We start from the raw sequence: 17,132 nt of genomic DNA, 5'->3' as shown, positions 1-17,132 counted from the left end.
CCCCCACCGCAACCCTCCCCAACGGGGAAGGGAGAGGAACGACCATGTCACTGTCCATCCGCCACCAACTCTTCATCGACGGCCGCTTCGTCGACGCCGAATCCGGCGAGACCCTCGCCACGCTGAACCCGCACGACAACACGCCCATCGTCAATGTCGCACTCGCTGGCCAGGCCGACGTCGACAAGGCCGTGGCCGCCGCCAAGCGCGCGTTCCCGAAGTGGAGCCGCATGGCCGCCGCCGACCGCGGCCGCATCCTGCTCAAGCTCGCCGACCTGATCGAAGCCAACGGCGAAGAACTCGCGCGCCTCGAATCGCTCGACACCGGCCACCCTATCCGCGATTCGCGCCGGCTCGACGTGCCGCGCACCGCCGCGTGCTTTCGCTACTTCGGCGGCATGGCTGACAAGTTCCAGGGCGAGACCATTCCGGTCGAAGAAGGATTTCTCAACTACACGCTGCGCGAGCCCGTCGGCATCGTCGGGCAGGTCGTGCCGTGGAACTTCCCGCTGATGTTCACGAGCTGGAAGATGGCGCCCGCGCTCGCGGCCGGCAATTGCATCGTGATGAAGCCGGCCGAGATCACACCGCTGTCGTCGCTGCGCATCGCCGAGCTGATGGCCGAGGCGGGCTTGCCGCCCGGCGTGGTCAACATGCTGCCGGGCCTGGGCAGCGTGGCGGGCCAGTACATCGCCGAGCATCCGGAGATCGCGAAGATCGCCTTCACCGGCAGCACTGCCACGGGCCGGCGCATCGTGCAGGCCAGCGCGGGCAACCTGAAGAAGGTGCAGCTCGAACTCGGCGGCAAGGGGCCGAACATCGTGTTCGAAGACGCGAACCTGCAGGCCGCCGTCAACGGCAGTGCATGGGCCATCTTCCACAACCAGGGGCAGGCCTGCATTGCGGGTTCGCGGCTGATGCTCCACGAGAAGATCGCCGATGCGTTCCTCGAGCAGTTCATTCCGTTGGCGCAATCGATTCGCCTGGGCAACCCGCTCGACGAGAACACCGAGATGGGCCCGCTCACCAGCGCGCAGCATCGCGAGCGTGTGCTGAGCTATGTCGATGTGGCACAAGGCGAGGGCGGTGAACTGCTCGCGGGTGGCAAGTCGCCCGGCGGCGACCTGGCCAAGGGTTGCTATGTCGAGCCGACCGTGATGCGCGCGAAGTCCTACAAGGACCGTGTTGCGCAGGAAGAAGTGTTCGGCCCCTTCGTCACCGTGCTCACGTTCAAGAACGACGAAGAGGCGATGCAGATCGCCAACGGCACCGACTACGGCCTGGGCAGCGGCCTGTGGACCAACAACCTGCAGCGCGCCCACAAGGTGGCGCGCGACCTGCACGCCGGCATGGTCTGGATCAACAGCTACAAGCGCGTGAACCCCGGCTCGCCCTTCGGTGGCGTGGGCCAGAGCGGCTATGGCCGCGAGATGGGCTTCGACGCGATGCGCGAATACACGCAGGTCAAAAGTGTGTGGGTGAACGTCGACGCGCAGATACCGCCGCACTTCGCGCGCTGACCTCGGCCACTGCGGCAAAGCAAACATAAAAGACGGAGACAACCATGACATTCAATCGCAGACAGTTCACGCAGGCCACGGCCGCACTCGTGGCCTCGGGCGCGGCACCGCTGGTGTTCGCGGCCGACACGCTCAAGATCGGTTATGTCTCGCCGCAGACCGGTCCGCTCGCGCCCTTCGGCGAGGCGGACAAATGGGTCATCGAGCAGATGAAGACCGCGTTCAAGGACGGCATCAGCGTCGGCGGCAAGAAGTACGCGGTGCAGATCGTGCTGAAGGACAGCCAGTCGAACCCCAACCGCGCGGGCGAGGTGGCGAACGACCTGATCCTGAAGGACAAGGTCGCGCTGGTGCTCACGGCCGGTACACCCGAAACCGCCAACCCGGTGAGCGATGCGTGCGAACTCAACGAGGTGCCCTGCGTCTCCAGCGTGGTGCCGTGGCAGCCGTGGTTCTTCGGCCGCAAGGGCGATCCGGCGAAAGGCTTCAACTGGACGTACCACCTGTTCTGGGGCCTCGAGGACGTCATCGCCAATTTCACCAACGGCTGGAAGACGGTCGCCACCAACAAGAAGGTCGGCGGGCTGTTCCCGAACGACGGCGACGGCAACGCATGGGGCGACAAGGAGCTGGGCTTTCCCAAGCCGCTCGCGCAGATGGGCTTCACGCTCACCGACCCCGGCCGCTTTCAGAACGGCACGCAGGACTTCAGCGCGCAGATCGCGGCCTTCAAGAGCGCGGGCGTCGAGATCGTCACCGGCGTGGTGATTCCGCCCGATGCCAAGACCTTCCTCACGCAGGCGCGGCAACAAGGCTTCAAGCCGAAGGTCATCACGCTGGGCAAGGCGCTGCTGTTCCCCGGTGCGATCGAGGCGCTGGGCGACCTGGGCGATGGCCTGTCGACCGAGGTGTGGTGGAGCCCCTCGCATCCGTTCACGTCGAGCCTCACGCAGCAGAGCGCGAAGGCACTGGCCGATGCTTACGAAGCCGGTGCGAAGAAGCAGTGGACGCAGCCCATCGGCTTTGCGCATGCGCTGTTCGAAGTGGCGGCGAATGCGCTGTCGCGCTCCAAGTCGCTGAAGGCGGGTGACGTGCGCGACGCTGTCGCTTCGACCTCGATCAACTCGGTGGTCGGCCCCGTGAAGTGGGGCGGGCAGGGGCCGTTCAAGAACGTCAGCAAGACGCCGCTGGTGCTGGGGCAGTGGGGCAAGGGCAAGAAATACAAGGTCGAGCTGACTATCGTGAACAACGAGGCGACCAAGAGCATTCCGACTGGCGGCACGCTGCGGCTGCTCTGACATGGCGCTGCTGGCACTGCATGCCGTGAGCAAGTCCTACGGCGCGCTCAAGGTCACCGACGACATCACGCTGTCGGTGGCCGAGGGCGAGACGCTGGGCATCCTCGGGCCCAACGGCGCGGGGAAGACCACGCTGTTCAACCTCATCTCAGGCGATGTGCGCGTGGATGCGGGGCGCGTCGAATACGCGGGCCGCGACGTGACGCGGCTGCGCCCGCACCAGCGCTGCCATGCGGGCATCGGCCGCAGCTACCAGGTGCCACAGCCCTTCGGCAACATGAGCGTGTTCGAGAACCTCGTGACCGCTGCCTGCTTCGGCGGCCAGCAGACCGAGCGTGAGGCGTGGCAGACCGCGCACGAAGTGCTGGCGCAGACGGGCCTGATGCCGCATGCCAACAAGCCGGCCGGAGGGCTCACGCTGCTCGACCGCAAGCGGCTCGAACTGGCGCGTGCGTTGGCGACAAAGCCGCAACTGCTGCTGCTCGATGAGATCGCCGGCGGATTGACGGAGCCCGAGGCCGCAGTGCTGGTGGGAGAACTCAAGCGCATCAAGGCGCGCGGCGTGACGATGATCTGGATTGAGCATGTGGTGCATGCGCTGCTGTCGCTGGCGGACCGGTTGTTCGTCATCAACTTTGGGCAGAAGCTGGCGGAAGGCGAGCCGCGGGTGGTGATGAGTGATGCGGAGGTGCGGCGGGTGTATATGGGGATGGAAGCATGAGCGCGCCATGTCTTCGCATTGCTCCTTCCCCCTTTGGGGGAAGGTTGGGATGGGGGCACGACGGCGCTGGTTTCGTCGGGGTGCTCTATCGGACGCCGCTTGCCCCCACCCCAGCCCTCCCCCGGAAGGGGAGGGAGCAAAGACCATGACCGCTCTGCTGACCACCCACGCACTGAAGGCCTTCTATGGCGACGCCCAGGCCCTCTTCGGCGTCGACTTCTCCCTCACCCAAGGCGAACTCGTCGCCATCATCGGCGCCAACGGCGCAGGCAAATCGACATTCCTCAAGAGCCTCACCGGCCTCGTCCGCGCTCCGCGCGAAGCGATCCATTTCAAGGGCGAGGCCATCGGCGGGCTGCCACCCGGCGAGATCGTGCGGCGTGGCCTCGCCATGGTCCCCGAAGGCCGGCGCCTCTTCCCCAGCCTCAGCGTCGAAGAGAACCTGCTGATGGGCGCCACCGCCGGTCGCAAGGGCCCGTGGAACCTGCCGCGCCTGTACGCGCTGTTCCCCATCCTTGCCGAGAAGCGCCAGCAGCCCGGCACTTCGCTCTCGGGCGGCCAGCAGCAGATGGTGGCGCTGGGCCGTGCGCTCATGAGCAACCCCGAGCTGCTGCTGTGCGACGAACTCTCGCTGGGCCTGGCGCCCATCGTCATCCGCGAGATCTATGCCGCCATGCCCACCATCACCGGCGAGGGCATGACCGTCGTCATCGTCGAGCAAGACGTGACGATGGCGCGCCAGGTGTCGCAGCGTATCTACTGCCTGCAGGAAGGCCGCGTGTCGCTCGAAGGAAGGTCGTGCGATCTCACGCGCGAGCAGATCTCGCAGGCTTACTTCGGCATGGAGGCGGGCCATGCTTGAGACGATCGTTCAAGGCGTGCTGCTCGGCGGCCTCTACACGCTGTTCGCGCTGGGCCAGTCGCTGATGTTCGGCGTGATGCGGCTCACCAACACGGCGCAGGGCGACTTCATCATCCTCGGCGCGTTCGCGGTCATTGCGGGTGTGTCGATGTCGGGTGGCGATGCCGCGCCCTGGCTGGTGGCGGTGATCGCGCTCGCGGTGCTGCCCGTGGCCTTCGCCTTCGGCTATGCGCTGCAACGCTACGTGCTCAACGGCACGCTGGGCAAAGACCCGCTGCCTTCGCTGGTCGTCACCTTCGGCCTGTCGATCGTCATCCAGAACCTGTTGCTCGAACTGTTCTCGGCCGATCCGCGTTCCATCGAAACCGGGGGGCTCAACACGCAGGGCGTGGCGCTCGGCGATTCGCTGTCACTCGGCGTGCTGCCGCTGGTCGTGCTGGCCCTGGCGGTTGCGGCGACCGGCGCGCTGCAATGGCTGTTCGCGCGCACGGCGCTGGGTCGCTCGTTTCGCGCCGTGTCGGACGACCGCGAGATCGCCGAGCTGATGGGGCTGAACGCGAAGAAGGTCTATGCCTTCGCAACCGCCATTGCCTTCGTGCTCATCGCCATCGCGGGCGCGCTGCAAGGCATGCGCACGACGGTGTCGCCATCGGATGGGCCATTGCTGCTGCTCTTCGCCTTCGAGGCCGTGATCATCGGCGGCATGGGCTCCTTCTGGGGCACGCTGGCCGGCGCGATGATCCTGGGAATCACGCAGCAGATCGGCTTTCGGCTCGACCCGGGCTGGGGCATCTGGGCCGGGCACATCGTGTTCCTGGTCGTGCTGGTGCTGCGGCCGCAGGGGCTTTTTCCCAAGACACGCGGATGAACAGAACCATGCCTTCCGAACAAGCCTTTGCCGTCGAGCGCGCAACCGCCGCGAGCCGCACCGCACTCGTGATTGCCATCGCCCTCGTGCTGCTCGCGGCGAGCCTGCCGTTCTGGGGTGAGTCGAGCTGGATGCGCGAGTTCGTCGAGATTGCCTGCTACTTCATCTTCGCGATGATGTGGAACCTGCTCGCCGGCTACGGCGGCATGGTGAGCATCGGGCAGCAGGCCTTCTTCGGCTTCGGTGGCTACGTGATGCTGATGCTGGGCAACTTCGCGGGCATCAACCCCTTCGTGGCGATACCGCTGGGCGCGTTGGCCGCGGGGCTCGTTGCGATCCCGGTGTCCTTCGTTGCGTTCCGCCTGTCGGGCGGCTACTTCGCCATCGGCACCTGGGTCATCGCCGAGGTGTTCCGCCTGAGCTTCGCGAATGTGTCGGCGGTCGGTGGCGGCTCGGGCACCACGCTGACGGCACTGCGCGGCATCGAGAAGGCCACGCGCGAAAGCACCACCTATTGGATGGCGCTGGCCTGCGTGGTCGCGGCGATCGCGCTGGTGTACCTGTTCCTTCGCAGCAAGCGCGGCCTGGCGCTGCTGGCCATTCGCGACAACGAAGTGGCGGCCGAGTCGCAGGGCATTCCGGTGGCGCGCATGAAGCTCGCGGTGTACGTGGTCGCGGCCTTCGGTGCGGGGCTGGCGGGGGCGTTGTACTTCGTGGGCAATCTGCGCATCAGCCCCGATGCGGCCTTCAGCGTCAACTGGACCGCCTTCGCGATCTTCATGGTGGTGATCGGTGGCATCGGGCGCATCGAAGGGCCGCTGGTGGGCGCGCTCATCTTCTGGGCGCTCAACAAGTTCCTGAGCGACTACGGCACGTGGTACCTGCTGGGTCTCGGGCTGCTCGCGATCCTGGTCACGCTGTTCTTCAAGCAGGGGCTGTGGGGTTATGCGCAGCAGCGCTGGGGCTGGTCGCTGTTTCCCACGCAGCGCAAGCTGTTGCACGCAGCGGCCGGGGCTGCGGCTTCTTCACGGGGTTGAGCCACACGCGATCTTCGTGCGGTCCTCGAGGTAGAAACCGCGCCCGTCGGCGCACGTTTTCCCTTGGGAACGGGTGGCGGCATCGGGATCGATGTGCCTTCGCGGCGCATGCCAAAGCCCTTGCGCGGTGGCCCTTCGGGCTTGCCTGATACAGCGCCCTCCTGTAACGTTGTGTAAGCTATGGGTAAGCGATTTCCCTAGTTCTTCATCCTCCCTGGAGTCATCTTGACGATCACCAAACGCCGCTTGCTCGAAGGCGGCGCGGCAGCCGTTGCCGCTTCGCTGTTTGCAAAGGCCTCATGGGCGCAGCGCACCGGTGGCGACGCCGCATGGCCGACCAAGCCCGTTCGCATCCTGGTGGGCTTTCCCGCCGGGGCATCGCCCGACCTTGCGGCCCGCGCCATCGCCGAGCCGCTCTCGAAGATCCTGCGTCAGCCGGTGACGGTCGAGAACAAGCCCGGTGCCAGCGGCAACCTCGTGGCCGACCAGGTTGCCAAGGCCACCGACGATCACACCATCGGCGCGCTGATCAACGGCAACCTCACGATTGCCAAGCTGCTCAACCCCGCCATTCCCTTCGACCCCGAGAAAGACTTCGCGCCGGTCGGCCTCATCGGCACCGCGCCGCTGGTGCTCGCGGTGGCGGGCAACGCCGAAGGCAAGAGCGCGGCCGACCTGCTGCTGTGGGTGCGCAACCTCGGCAGCGGTGCCAGGTACGGCACGCCGGGCGTGGGCACGGTGGGTCACCTGGGCATGGAGCTCATCAAGAGCCGCGCGGCCATCACCGCGCAGCACAAGCCCTACACCGGCAACCCGCAGGTGATCGCGGGCCTCCTGGCGGGTGAGATCCAGCTCGCGCTGCTGCCGCCGGGCCTGGCGCTGCCGCACCTCAAGTCGGGCAAGCTCAAGGCCATCGGCGTGACCTCGCCCGAGCGCAGCCCACTGGCCGGCGAACTGGCCACCATCCGCGACGCCGACGTGCGCGGTGCCGACCTCGAGATATGGACCGCATTGGCCGCGCCCGCGAGCATGAAGCCGGCCGCGGTGGCACGGCTCAATGGCGCGCTGGTCGAGGTGATCAGTTCACCGGAAGTGGCCGAGGCCTTGCTGAAGACCGGCTGGCAGGCACAACCGGGATCGCCCGACGCGCTCGCCAGGCGCATGCGCGCCGACACGACGCGCCTGGGTGGCGTGATCATCATGAAGGGCATTCACTCGGAGGCCTGACGGGATGGTTTAAAGCAGCCGCGACACCTGCCTGGCTGCATCGATCAGCGCCGGCAGCATCGTCTCCTGCATCACCTTCGCATTCGTGCGATTGGCCTGCCCGCTGATGTTGAGCGCGGCCACCATGCGCCCCTGGCCATTGATGATCGGCGCGGCCACCGAGATCAGCCCTTCTTCGAGTTCCTGGTTCACCAGGCACCACTGCTGCTTGCGCGCCTGGGCCACCTTGGCCATCAACGCATCGATGTCGGTCACCGTGTGCTTGGTCAGCGCCTCGATGTTCGAGGCTTCGAGCCGCGCGCGCACTTCGTCGTCTTCCAGGTCGGCCAGCAGCAGTCGCCCGAGCGAGGTGCAGTAAGCGGGCAGGCGCGAGCCCACGCCCAGGCTGATGCGCATGATCTTATGCGTCGGCACGCGCAGCACGTAGACGATGTCGGTCGCGTCGAGCACGGCCGCCGAGCACGACTCCTGCACCTGCTGCACCAGCGCTTCCATCACCGGCTCGGCGCGGTTCCAGATGGGCATCGACGACAGGTAGGCAAAGCCCAGGTCGAGGATGCGCGGCGTGAGCGTGAAGAGCTTGCCGTCGGTCACCACATAGCCCAGCGTCTGCAGCGTGAGCAGGATGCGCCGCGCGCCCGCCCGCGTGAGCCCGCTGCCGGCCGCCACTTCGCTCAGCGTTTGGCGCGGTGCGCTCGCGCTGAACGAACGGATCACCTGCAACCCCCGTGCAAAGGACTGCACGTAGCTGTCGCCGGGGGCGGGTGTGTCGGGTGATGTCGTCTGGGTTGCCATGGTGAGCGATCCTCTTTAAAATTCATTATACGAACAAATGTTCTTTAGACGAACAATTTGGCGATTCGCAGAATCGACCCGATGGCTCGGACAGACAGACCGTTTGCTCACGCGTGCCACAGGCAATCGGGTGGCTCGACAGTTCGGTTTCTTTCTTCACTTCCGGAGACAAGCTTCATGATCAACAAGATCGCGCGCTCGGTCGCCGATGCCCTCGCAGGCATCCAAGACGGCGCCACGGTTCTCATCGGCGGTTTCGGCACCGCCGGCATTCCCGGCGAACTCATCGACGGCCTCGTCGAGCAGGGCGCCAAAGACCTCACCGTCGTCAACAACAACGCGGGCAACGGCGAGACCGGGCTTGCGGCGCTGCTCAAGGCCGGCCGCGTGCGCAAGATCATCTGCAGCTTTCCGCGCCAGGCCGACAGCCAGGTGTTCGACGGGCTCTATCGCAGCGGCAAGATCGAACTCGAACTCGTGCCCCAGGGCAACCTGGCCGAGCGCATCCGCGCGGCGGGCGCCGGCATCGGTGCCTTCTTCTGCCCCACCGGCTACGGCACGCAGCTCGCAGGCAACCGCGAAACCCGCGAGATCGACGGCAAGCAGTACGTGCTCGAGTACCCCATCCACGGCGACGTGGCGCTCATCAAGGCCGAGCGTGGCGACCGCTGGGGCAACCTGGTCTACCGCAAGGCCGCGCGCAACTTCGGCCCGGTGATGGCCATGGCCGCGAAGAAGACCGTCGCCACCGTGCACGACATCGCCGAACTCGGCACCCTCGACCCCGAGACCATCGTGACCCCGGGCATCTTCGTGCACCAGGTGGTGCGCATCGAACGTGTCGCCACGCAAGCGGGTGGCTTCAAGAAGGCAGCATGACCATGACCACCACGTACACACGTCGCACCAAGGACCAGCTCGCCGCCCGCGTGGCGCAGGACATCTTCGACGGCGCCGTCGTCAACCTCGGCATCGGCCAGCCCACGCTGGTGGCCAACCACCTGCCGCAGGGCCGCGAGGTCATCCTGCAAAGCGAGAACGGCATTCTCGGCATGGGCCCCGCGCCCGAGGCCGGCGAAGAAGACTACGACCTCATCAACGCCGGCAAGCAGCCCGTCACGCTGCTGCCGGGCGGCGCGTTCTTCCACCACGCCGACAGCTTCGCGATGATGCGCGGCGGCCACCTCGACATCTGCGTGCTCGGCGCCTTCCAGGTGTCGGCCACCGGCGACCTTGCCAACTGGCACACCGGCGAGAAAGACGCCATTCCCGCCGTCGGCGGTGCAATGGACCTGGCCATCGGCGCCAAGCAGACCTGGGTGATGATGGACCTGCTCACCAAGCAGGGCGCCAGCAAGCTGGTGCAGGAATGCACCTATCCGCTGACCGGCATCGGCTGCGTCAAGCGCGTGTACTCCGACCTCGCCACGCTCGAATGCACGCCGCAGGGCCTGAAGCTGGTCGACCTCGTCGAGGGCCTGACCCGCGAAGAACTCGAAAAGCTCGTCGGCCTGCCCATCGCCGCCTGATTGACTCCATCCAAGCCACCAAGAAGAGACACACCATGACCAAGCAAGCCTTCATCTGCGACGCCGTTCGCACTCCCTTCGGCCGCTACGGCGGTTCGCTCAGCAGCGTGCGCACCGACGACCTCGGCGCCGTGCCCCTGCGCGCGCTGATGGAACGCAACAAGAACGTCGACTGGCAGGCCGTGAGCGACGTGCTCTACGGCTGCGCCAACCAGGCTGGCGAAGACAACCGCAACGTCGCGCGCATGTCGGCGCTGCTGGCGGGCCTGCCGATCGAACTCGGCGGCGCCACCATCAACCGCCTGTGCGGTTCGGGCCTCGACGCGGTCGGCACGGCGGCACGCGCGATTCGCGCTGGTGAAGCGGGCCTGATGATCGCCGGCGGTGTCGAAAGCATGAGCCGCGCACCCTTCGTCATGCCCAAGGCCGAGAGCGCCTTCAGCCGCAACAACGCGGTGTACGACACCACCATCGGCTGGCGCTTCGTCAACAAGCTCATGAAGGCGCAGTACGGCGTCGACTCCATGCCCGAAACGGCCGAGAACGTCGCCACCGACTACAAGATCGAGCGCGAAGCGCAAGACCTGATGGCGCTGAATTCGCAGCTGCGCGCAGTGGCCTCGCAGAAGTCGGGCTTCTTCGACGCCGAGATCGTGCCCGTGAGCGTGCCGCAGAAGAAGGGTGACGCGATCATCGTCAACAAGGACGAGCATCCGCGCGAGACGAGCATGGAGTCGCTGGCCAAGCTCAAGGGCGTGGTGCGCCCCGACGGCACCGTGACGGCCGGCAATGCCAGCGGCGTGAACGACGGCGCTTGCGCGCTGCTGCTGGCCGACGAAGCCAGCGCCGCCAAGCATGGCCTCACGCCGCGCGCCCGCGTGGTCGGCATGGCCACCGCCGGCGTTGCGCCGCGCATCATGGGCATCGGCCCCGCGCCCGCCACGCAGAAGGTGCTGGCGCTCACGGGCCTCACCATCGACCAGATCGACGTCATCGAACTCAACGAAGCCTTCGCGGCGCAAGGCCTTGCCGTGCTGCGCCTGCTGGGCCTGAAGGACGACGACGCGCGCGTGAACATCAACGGCGGCGCCATCGCGCTGGGCCACCCGCTCGGCGCCAGCGGTGCCCGACTGGCCACCACGGCCGTCAACCAGCTGCACAAGGGCGGCGGCCGCTACGCGCTGTGCACCATGTGCATCGGCGTGGGCCAAGGCATCGCGGTGATTCTCGAACGCGTCTGACGCCGCAGCACCCACACACGACAACAAAAAGAAGCCAGCAAACAAGCCATCGGAAGCCGCGCATACAGCGGCCCGATGGCTTTTTTTCAAACAAGAGGATCGAAAGAAGAGGATCAGAGAATGAAGAAGACCAAGACAACGCGCCGCGGTGTCGGCCTGGCCGCGCTGGCGCTTGCCGCCGCCGCGCTGGTGCCTGCCACCGCATCGGCGCAACAAGCCTTTCCTACCAAGCCGGTGCGCATCATCACGCCGTTCCCGGTGGGTGGCGGCCCTGATGGCGTGGCTCGCCTCGTGGCCGACAAGCTCTCGCGCGCCTGGGGCCAGCCCGTGGTGGTCGAGAACCGTCCGGGCGGCAACGGCTTCATCGCCATCGACGCCTTCAAGCGCGGTGCGAAAGACGGCCACGACATCATCGTGCTCGACAACGTGCACCTGGCCGCCTACCCCGCGCTGTTCAAGAAGCTGCCCTACGACACCGGCAAGGACTTCGACGCGCTGCTGCCGCTCTTCAAGACCTACTTCTTCTTCACCGTTGCCACGAACAGCAAGTACAAGACCATCGGCGACCTGATCGCCGACGCCAAGGCCAACCCCGGCAAGCTCGACTACGGCTCATGGTCGGTCGGCAACCCGGTGCACCTGGGCTCGGAGCTTTTCGAGTCGGCCACCGGCACGCAGATGGAGCACATCGTCTACAAGGAAACCACGCAGCTCTACACCTCGGTCGCAACCGGCGAGCTGGCCTTTGCACTGGGTACCAGCGCCACGGCCGGCCCGCTGCAGCGCGCGAACAAGTTGCGCTTTCTGGCGGCCGCGGCACCGCAGCGCGTGGCCGCATTCCCCGACGTGCCGACCGTCGGCGAATCGGGTGGCCCCAAGGGCTTCGAGGTGATCGGCTGGAACGCCATCGCCGTGCCGAAGGGCCTGCCCGCATCGGTCACCGAGAAGATCAAGCGCGACATCGAGAAGGGCCTGGCCGAACCCGACGTGCTGGAGAAGTTCAAGAGCTTCGGGTATGAGCCGTTCCCGACCACTCGGCCGCAGTTCGACCAGTTCGTGGCGAGCGAGACGACGCGGTTCACCGACGTGATCCGCAAGGCGAACGTTTCGCTGGACTGAGCGCGATCGGCGGCGGCAGGGCGCGAGGCCGTCGAGCCGGATCGGCCCTCAGGCCTTCTTCACGCCTGCCGCTGCGCCGCGGTGCGGAACGGGCGCACGCTGTTCTTGGTGGACGGCAATTGCTGCTGCGACCGTCCCCAGCCTTCGGGGAGTTCGTGCAGCACCGCCTTCGCATCCAGCGAGCGGATCGCCACCGACGTATCGGCCGGAATCCGCCCCTGCGCCACCATCGCCTCGTAGCGCAAGGCGCACACCCGAAGAAACGACGCGAAGTTGCCGACCTCGCCGCGTGCCGCGACCAGCTCGTCGTAGAGCCGCTCGATGAGCTGCACCACGACCATGCCGTCGCGCTGCGCGATCTCTTCCAGCACCTGCCAGAACAGGTTCTCGAGCCGGATGCTGGTCACGACGCCGTGCAACCGCACCGAGCGCGTGCGCGCGTCGTAGCTTTGCGGGTCGGCACTGATGAAGACTTCGCACATGGGCGGCCTCCTTCTTTCGGGGTGAGATGGGCGACGCACGCACTGTAGCGCCGCCCGTCGAGCCGTGGGGCTCGGTCAGTGCGCGATGCGCGTGCCCAGCACCACCAGGAACTGCGCGAGCCACGCCGGATGCGCGGGCCATGCCGGCGCGGTGACGAGGTTGCGATCGGTCACGGCCTGGTCGACCGGAATGCCCATGTACTCGGCACCCGCCAGCTCGACCTCGACCTGGCAGGCCGGATATGCAGAGACCTTGCGGCCCTTGAGCAGCCCCGTGGCCGCGAGCAGTTGCGCGCCGTGGCAGACGGCCGCCACGGGCTTGTCGGCCGAGAGAAAGTGCCGTGTGATCTCGACCATGCGGCTGTGCATGCGCAGGTACTCGGGTGCACGTCCGCCGGGAATGACGAGCGCGTCATACGCCTCGGGGCGCACGTCGGCGAAGTTGGCGTTCAGCGTGAAGCGGTGGCCCGGTTTCTCGCTGTAGGTCTGCGCGCCTTCGAAGTCGTGGATGGCGGTGTGCACCCAGTCGCCGGCCTTCTTGTCGGGTGCCACGGCGTGCACCGTGTGGCCCACGGCGAGCAGGGTTTGAAAGGGCACCATGGTTTCGTAGTCTTCGCCATAGTCGCCGCAGAGCATCAGGATCTTGCGAGCCATTTCGTTTGTCTCCTTCGGAGTGAAGTTGAAAGCCGGTTCGTGCGCGATTGGGAGTGCGTCGAGGCATGCGCCGACCGTGTTTGCATTATTCGAAGCGCGGGCATGCAGTGGGTAGCAGCCGGCTGTGACTGTGGGCTGTCGAGGACGAGCGTGGCGGCGAGAACCGGTGCGGAAAGAACATGGCCCAGAGCAAAACAACGATCTTGGCTCTTCTGCATGGGACGAGGATCCTGCACGATGAGGTCCTTTCCAATCGGCACGCTCCACGTAGAAAAAGGATTTTTCATGAGCCATCGCATCGACTACACCCAGGCGTCTCCCGAGGTCTACAAGGCTTTCGGCGGGGTGTACGTCGCCCTCCAGAAAAGCGGCCTTCCCAAGCAGCTGGTCGATCTCGTGTACCTGCGGGTTTCGCAGATCAATGGCTGCGCCTATTGCATCGACATGCATTCGCGCGATCTGCTCAAGGCCGGCCTCGCGGTGGATAAGCTCGTGCTGGTGCCCGTGTGGCGCGAGGCCGGCGAACTCTTCAGCCGCCGCGAACGCGCCGCGCTCGCCTGGGCCGAAACCGTCACCCGTGTGGCGGAAACGGGCGTTCCCGATGCGGACTACGCGGCTGCCACCGCAGAGTTCGGCGACAAGGAGCTTGCCGATCTCACCTATGCCATCGGCCTGATGAATGCCTTCAACCGGTTCGGGATCTCGTTTCGCGTGACCCCGGCCGCGGCCAAGGCCTGAGCCCCGGAATCGCGCGCGCGGACCTTTGAGAGACGGGAGAGACGGGCGCGTGGTCGCCCTAACAGAAGCGGATGCGGGGCGTTGATACATGCAGCGGCAGCCCAGTGCCGCTGAGGGCCGTCACAGAACTGCCTTTTGCGGTCACTAACCTCGCTAAGGGTTTTCCCGCATCCTCGGACGAACCCTCCAGACAACTCTCAAAGACACGAACATGAAGACCTCCAAGCTCGCCCTCGCCGCCGCATTCGCCGTTCTGGCCGTCGCTTCCGCCCAGGCCCAGCAGTCCGTCGGCCGCACCCGCGAAGCCGTCCAGGCCGAAGCCGTTGCCGCTGCCCACGCACCGAACCAGAACGTCACCCGCGGCTCGCGCGGTGCCGATCCGTTCACCTCCACGGCCGATCCGGAAGCCGTCTACAAGCAGGCCGTCGAGACGGCGCACGCCCCCAACCAGAACGTGACGCGCGGCTCGCGCGGTGCCGATCCGTTCACGTCCAGCCGCGATCCGGCACAGGTCTACCAGGAAGCCGTGGCCACCGCCGCCGCACCCGACCAGAACGTGACCAGCGGCTCGCGCGTGAACAGCAAGGTGATCTCGACCATGCAGAACCCGGCGCTGACCGCCGCCCAAGGCAAGTAAGCAAGCAAATCAACACCGGGGCGTGAGCGGCTGCGCAGGCCGCTCTTCCGGTGCTGAGAAGGGCGCGTCGTCGCCCGGGCCAGGGAAATAATGGAGCTGCTGCACAGCAAGGACTCCCCATGGCCCAGAACATCTACGACACGCCCGCTTTCTTCGAGGGCTACCAGCAACTGCCGCGCTCCGTGCATGGGCTCGACGGCGCGCCCGAATGGCCCGCGCTGCGTGCGCTGGTGCCGCGCCTGCAAGGCCTGCGGGTGGCCGACCTGGGCTGTGGCCTTGGCTGGTTCTGCCGATGGGCGCGCACGCAAGGGGCGGCCTCGGTGCTCGGGCTCGATGTGTCGCAACGCATGCTCGAAAAGGCCCAGGCCTTCGGCGCGGACAGCGCCATTTCCTATGTGCGTGCGGATCTCGATGCGTTGGCGCTGCCACCGCAGTCGATCGACTTCGCCTACAGCTCGCTCGCCTTTCACTACATCGAAGACCTCGGCACATTGCTGGACACGGTGCATGCCGCGCTGGTGCCCGGAAGCCGGCTGGTGTTTTCGATCGAGCACCCGATCTTCATGGCACCCCGCAACCCGGGCTGGCACACCGACGCCCAGGGGCGCAAGTCATGGCCGCTCGACAGCTACCAGATGGAAGGGCCACGCACCACGAACTGGCTGGCCGAAGGCGTCATCAAGCAGCACCGCACCATGGGCACCTTGCTGAACACGCTGGTGCGCGCGGGCTTTCACATCGATCACGTGCAGGAGTGGGGCCCGACCGACGCGCAGGTTGCGGCGGTGCCGTCGCTGGCCGAAGAGCGCGAGCGGCCGATGATGCTGCTGGTGAGCGCGAGCCGCTAGCGCCGCGCCCACTCGCTGCCGAAGGGCGGCCACAGCAAAGAAGGGCTCAGGCGGCGTAGGCCTGGGACGAAAGCCGTTGCAGCATGGCGGTTTGTCGTACTTCCTCGGCGTCTCGCAGGCTCTTGGCGGCGCGGGTCGCGACGTAGGCCACGTACAGGGTCTCGATGGCCTTGGCCCAGTCATGCGCCTTCTGGGAAATGCCCTCGGGTTTCACGGAAGAGCCGATGACGGCATTGGTCGAGAGATCGTCGTCCGGGCGGGCCGGTACGTCGAATCCCACCTTGCTGAGGATGCTGGCTTTTTGAAGGATGGTGAGCATGCGGCTGGCCCTCGGTATTCATCGCGTTTGCAGGTTACTGGCAGTCGGGGGAGCAGCGCTATCCGCCGTATGACGTATGCGTCTCTCGCCTGAAGTCGGTTCCTGGTTCGTGGCTTTCAAGTTCCGTGCCATGAACAAACCAGGGCCGCTCTTCGGTGGCGGGCGCCATGCGTCGAGTTTCCCCTGTGCATGGTCCGTAAATCGGGCTGCCTAGGTGAAACAACGATTGGGACTAACCCTCAAGAGGTGCACGGGCGGCACTGGCCACGCTCAGGTCGGGTCCGCGCTTTTCCACACCAGCGTGGCGGCCGTCAGGTCTTCGAGCGCGCTGCCCACCGCCTTGAACACGGTGCGCTCTTCATCGTCCGCGCGGCCCGCGCGTTCGCCGCGGCACAGTTCGGCCAGCGTGCCCTGAACGTCTTGCGCGTGCAGGGTGCCGGCAGCCATCGCGTCGAGCAGGTCGCCCGATTTCTGCAGGGCCTCGTTCGTGTCGACATAGGTGCGTGCGCCAACGAAGCACTGCGCATCGGCCTCGCGCATCGCGGGCGTGAAGCTGCCGATCAGGTCGAGGTGCGAGCCCGGCGCGAGCCATTCGCCGCGCACCAGGGGCGCGGTGGCCAGCGTGGCGCAGCTCACGATGTCGGCGTGCTCGCGCACAGCTGCTTCGAGATCCGGGGCAGCCCGCGCATTCCAGCCTTCGGCGCGCCATTGCGCGGCCAGCGCCTCGGCGCCTTCGGTGCGGTGGTTCCACACCCACACCTCGTCGATGGGCCGCACGCTCGCATGTGCGGCGGGCAGCATGCGCGCGATGCGGCCGGTGCCCAGCACCAGCAGGCGGCGCGCATCCTTGCGCGCAAGAAAAGAGGCGCCGAGCGCCGATGCGGCCGCCGTACGGCGCGCGGTGATCTCGTTGCCATCCATCATCGCCAGCGGCACACCGGTGCGCGCGTCGTACAGCACATAGGTCGCATGCAGCCCAGGCAGGCCGCGCGCGCTGTTGCCGGGAAAGATGTTGATGGTCTTGATGCCGAGAAAGCCCGCGTCGCTCCACGCCGGCATGATGAGCACGGTGCCCTTGCCGCCCGGGTCGGCGCCCGTCGTCTCGATGCTGTGCACGTGGCGCGGCGGCACCTGTGCCTCGGCTGCGAAGGCCTCGCGCAATGCGGGCACCAGCCGTTCGAAGTCCAGCGGTGCGCGGGTCGCGGCTTCATCGAAGTGCTTCATCAGCGTCGTCGCC

At 66.6% G+C, this 17,132-nt stretch carries 19 protein-coding genes; 14 read left to right on the top strand and 5 right to left on the bottom strand.

Annotation, left to right across the window (positions count from 1 at the left end; all coding sequences use genetic code 11):
* Positions 1 to 56: 56 nt before the first annotated feature.
* The 7 genes from ACGLHS_RS10855 to ACGLHS_RS10825 all read left to right on the top strand — a co-directional run bounded on the left by ACGLHS_RS10855 (position 57) and on the right by ACGLHS_RS10825 (position 7,533).
* Positions 57 to 1,520: an aldehyde dehydrogenase family protein gene (locus tag ACGLHS_RS10855; protein WP_394479896.1), complete on the top strand. Its 1,464-nt coding sequence runs from the start codon at positions 57 to 59 to the stop codon at positions 1,518 to 1,520.
* A gap of 44 nt (positions 1,521 to 1,564) precedes the next feature.
* A complete protein-coding gene (locus ACGLHS_RS10850) occupies positions 1,565 to 2,818 on the top strand; it encodes an ABC transporter substrate-binding protein (RefSeq protein WP_394479472.1) in 1,254 nt (417 codons plus the stop codon).
* Position 2,819: 1 nt separating this feature from the next.
* The gene (locus ACGLHS_RS10845) at positions 2,820 to 3,539 is read left to right on the top strand and encodes an ABC transporter ATP-binding protein (RefSeq protein ID WP_394479470.1); all 720 of its coding nucleotides are present in this window, start codon (positions 2,820 to 2,822) and stop codon (positions 3,537 to 3,539) included.
* 145 nt (positions 3,540 to 3,684) lie between these two features.
* Positions 3,685 to 4,401: an ABC transporter ATP-binding protein gene (locus ACGLHS_RS10840; protein WP_394479468.1), complete on the top strand. Its 717-nt coding sequence runs from the start codon at positions 3,685 to 3,687 to the stop codon at positions 4,399 to 4,401.
* A complete protein-coding gene (locus tag ACGLHS_RS10835) occupies positions 4,394 to 5,269 on the top strand; it encodes a branched-chain amino acid ABC transporter permease (protein WP_394479466.1) in 876 nt (291 codons plus the stop codon). Before ACGLHS_RS10840 ends, ACGLHS_RS10835 begins: the two co-directional genes overlap by 8 nt.
* Positions 5,270 to 5,277: 8 nt before the next feature.
* Entirely contained in the window at positions 5,278 to 6,306 is a 1,029-nt protein-coding gene (locus tag ACGLHS_RS10830; protein ID WP_394479464.1) for a branched-chain amino acid ABC transporter permease, read from the top strand.
* Positions 6,307 to 6,531: 225 nt separating this feature from the next.
* Positions 6,532 to 7,533: a tripartite tricarboxylate transporter substrate binding protein gene (locus tag ACGLHS_RS10825; protein ID WP_093246747.1), complete on the top strand. Its 1,002-nt coding sequence runs from the start codon at positions 6,532 to 6,534 to the stop codon at positions 7,531 to 7,533.
* Between the two features lie 9 nt (positions 7,534 to 7,542).
* Here ACGLHS_RS10825 and ACGLHS_RS10820 read toward each other — a convergent pair whose 3' ends face one another.
* Positions 7,543 to 8,328 carry an IclR family transcriptional regulator C-terminal domain-containing protein gene (locus ACGLHS_RS10820; protein WP_394479461.1) on the bottom strand — a complete coding sequence of 262 codons (786 nt, stop codon included), beginning with the start codon at positions 8,326 to 8,328 and terminating at the stop codon, positions 7,543 to 7,545.
* A 177-nt stretch (positions 8,329 to 8,505) separates the two neighbouring features.
* On the opposite strand from ACGLHS_RS10820, the gene ACGLHS_RS10815 reads away from it, so the two are divergent.
* The 4 genes from ACGLHS_RS10815 to ACGLHS_RS10800 all read left to right on the top strand — a co-directional run bounded on the left by ACGLHS_RS10815 (position 8,506) and on the right by ACGLHS_RS10800 (position 12,217).
* Positions 8,506 to 9,207: a 3-oxoacid CoA-transferase subunit A gene (locus ACGLHS_RS10815; protein ID WP_093246749.1), complete on the top strand. Its 702-nt coding sequence runs from the start codon at positions 8,506 to 8,508 to the stop codon at positions 9,205 to 9,207.
* Positions 9,204 to 9,857, top strand: coding sequence for a 3-oxoacid CoA-transferase subunit B (locus ACGLHS_RS10810; RefSeq protein ID WP_394479459.1), 654 nt, complete (start codon positions 9,204 to 9,206; stop codon positions 9,855 to 9,857). The genes ACGLHS_RS10815 and ACGLHS_RS10810 overlap by 4 nt, the downstream gene beginning before the upstream one ends.
* Before the next feature lie 35 nt (positions 9,858 to 9,892).
* Complete coding sequence (pcaF, locus tag ACGLHS_RS10805; protein ID WP_394479457.1) at positions 9,893 to 11,098, top strand: 3-oxoadipyl-CoA thiolase; 1,206 nt, start codon at positions 9,893 to 9,895, stop codon at positions 11,096 to 11,098.
* Positions 11,099 to 11,218: 120 nt separating this feature from the next.
* Entirely contained in the window at positions 11,219 to 12,217 is a 999-nt protein-coding gene (locus tag ACGLHS_RS10800; protein WP_394479455.1) for a Bug family tripartite tricarboxylate transporter substrate binding protein, read from the top strand.
* Between the two features lie 59 nt (positions 12,218 to 12,276).
* Here ACGLHS_RS10800 and ACGLHS_RS10795 read toward each other — a convergent pair whose 3' ends face one another.
* Positions 12,277 to 12,699 carry a ribbon-helix-helix domain-containing protein gene (locus ACGLHS_RS10795; RefSeq protein WP_394479453.1) on the bottom strand — a complete coding sequence of 141 codons (423 nt, stop codon included), beginning with the start codon at positions 12,697 to 12,699 and terminating at the stop codon, positions 12,277 to 12,279.
* A gap of 75 nt (positions 12,700 to 12,774) precedes the next feature.
* Positions 12,775 to 13,353, bottom strand: a complete 579-nt coding sequence (locus tag ACGLHS_RS10790) for a DJ-1/PfpI family protein (protein ID WP_394479451.1) — start codon at positions 13,351 to 13,353, stop codon at positions 12,775 to 12,777.
* A gap of 285 nt (positions 13,354 to 13,638) precedes the next feature.
* Here ACGLHS_RS10790 and ACGLHS_RS10785 point away from each other — a divergent pair, with 285 nt between their 5' ends.
* The 3 genes from ACGLHS_RS10785 (at position 13,639) to ACGLHS_RS10775 (ending at position 15,576) form a co-directional block, all read left to right on the top strand.
* Complete coding sequence (locus ACGLHS_RS10785; protein ID WP_394479449.1) at positions 13,639 to 14,091, top strand: carboxymuconolactone decarboxylase family protein; 453 nt, start codon at positions 13,639 to 13,641, stop codon at positions 14,089 to 14,091.
* A gap of 211 nt (positions 14,092 to 14,302) precedes the next feature.
* On the top strand, positions 14,303 to 14,728 hold the full coding sequence (locus ACGLHS_RS10780) for a hypothetical protein (RefSeq protein ID WP_093246757.1): 426 nt from the start codon (positions 14,303 to 14,305) through the stop codon (positions 14,726 to 14,728).
* Between the two features lie 119 nt (positions 14,729 to 14,847).
* Positions 14,848 to 15,576 (top strand): class I SAM-dependent methyltransferase, encoded by a 729-nt coding sequence (locus ACGLHS_RS10775; protein WP_394479446.1) that lies wholly within the window; start codon positions 14,848 to 14,850, stop codon positions 15,574 to 15,576.
* 46 nt (positions 15,577 to 15,622) lie between these two features.
* Here ACGLHS_RS10775 and ACGLHS_RS10770 read toward each other — a convergent pair whose 3' ends face one another.
* Both ACGLHS_RS10770 and ACGLHS_RS10765 read right to left on the bottom strand, forming a co-directional pair.
* Positions 15,623 to 15,895 carry a hypothetical protein gene (locus ACGLHS_RS10770; protein WP_093246759.1) on the bottom strand — a complete coding sequence of 91 codons (273 nt, stop codon included), beginning with the start codon at positions 15,893 to 15,895 and terminating at the stop codon, positions 15,623 to 15,625.
* Between the two features lie 270 nt (positions 15,896 to 16,165).
* Positions 16,166 to 17,119, bottom strand: coding sequence for an ornithine cyclodeaminase family protein (locus tag ACGLHS_RS10765; protein WP_394479894.1), 954 nt, complete (start codon positions 17,117 to 17,119; stop codon positions 16,166 to 16,168).
* Between the last annotated feature and the right edge of the window lie 13 nt (positions 17,120 to 17,132).

Origin of the sequence: Variovorax sp. VaC1, from assembly GCF_043658315.1 — a bacterium.
In the GTDB taxonomy this organism is placed as follows: domain Bacteria; phylum Pseudomonadota; class Gammaproteobacteria; order Burkholderiales; family Burkholderiaceae_C; genus Variovorax.
Note: the sequence above shows the minus strand (reverse complement) of the source record. Positions and strands in the feature narration are given on the sequence as shown.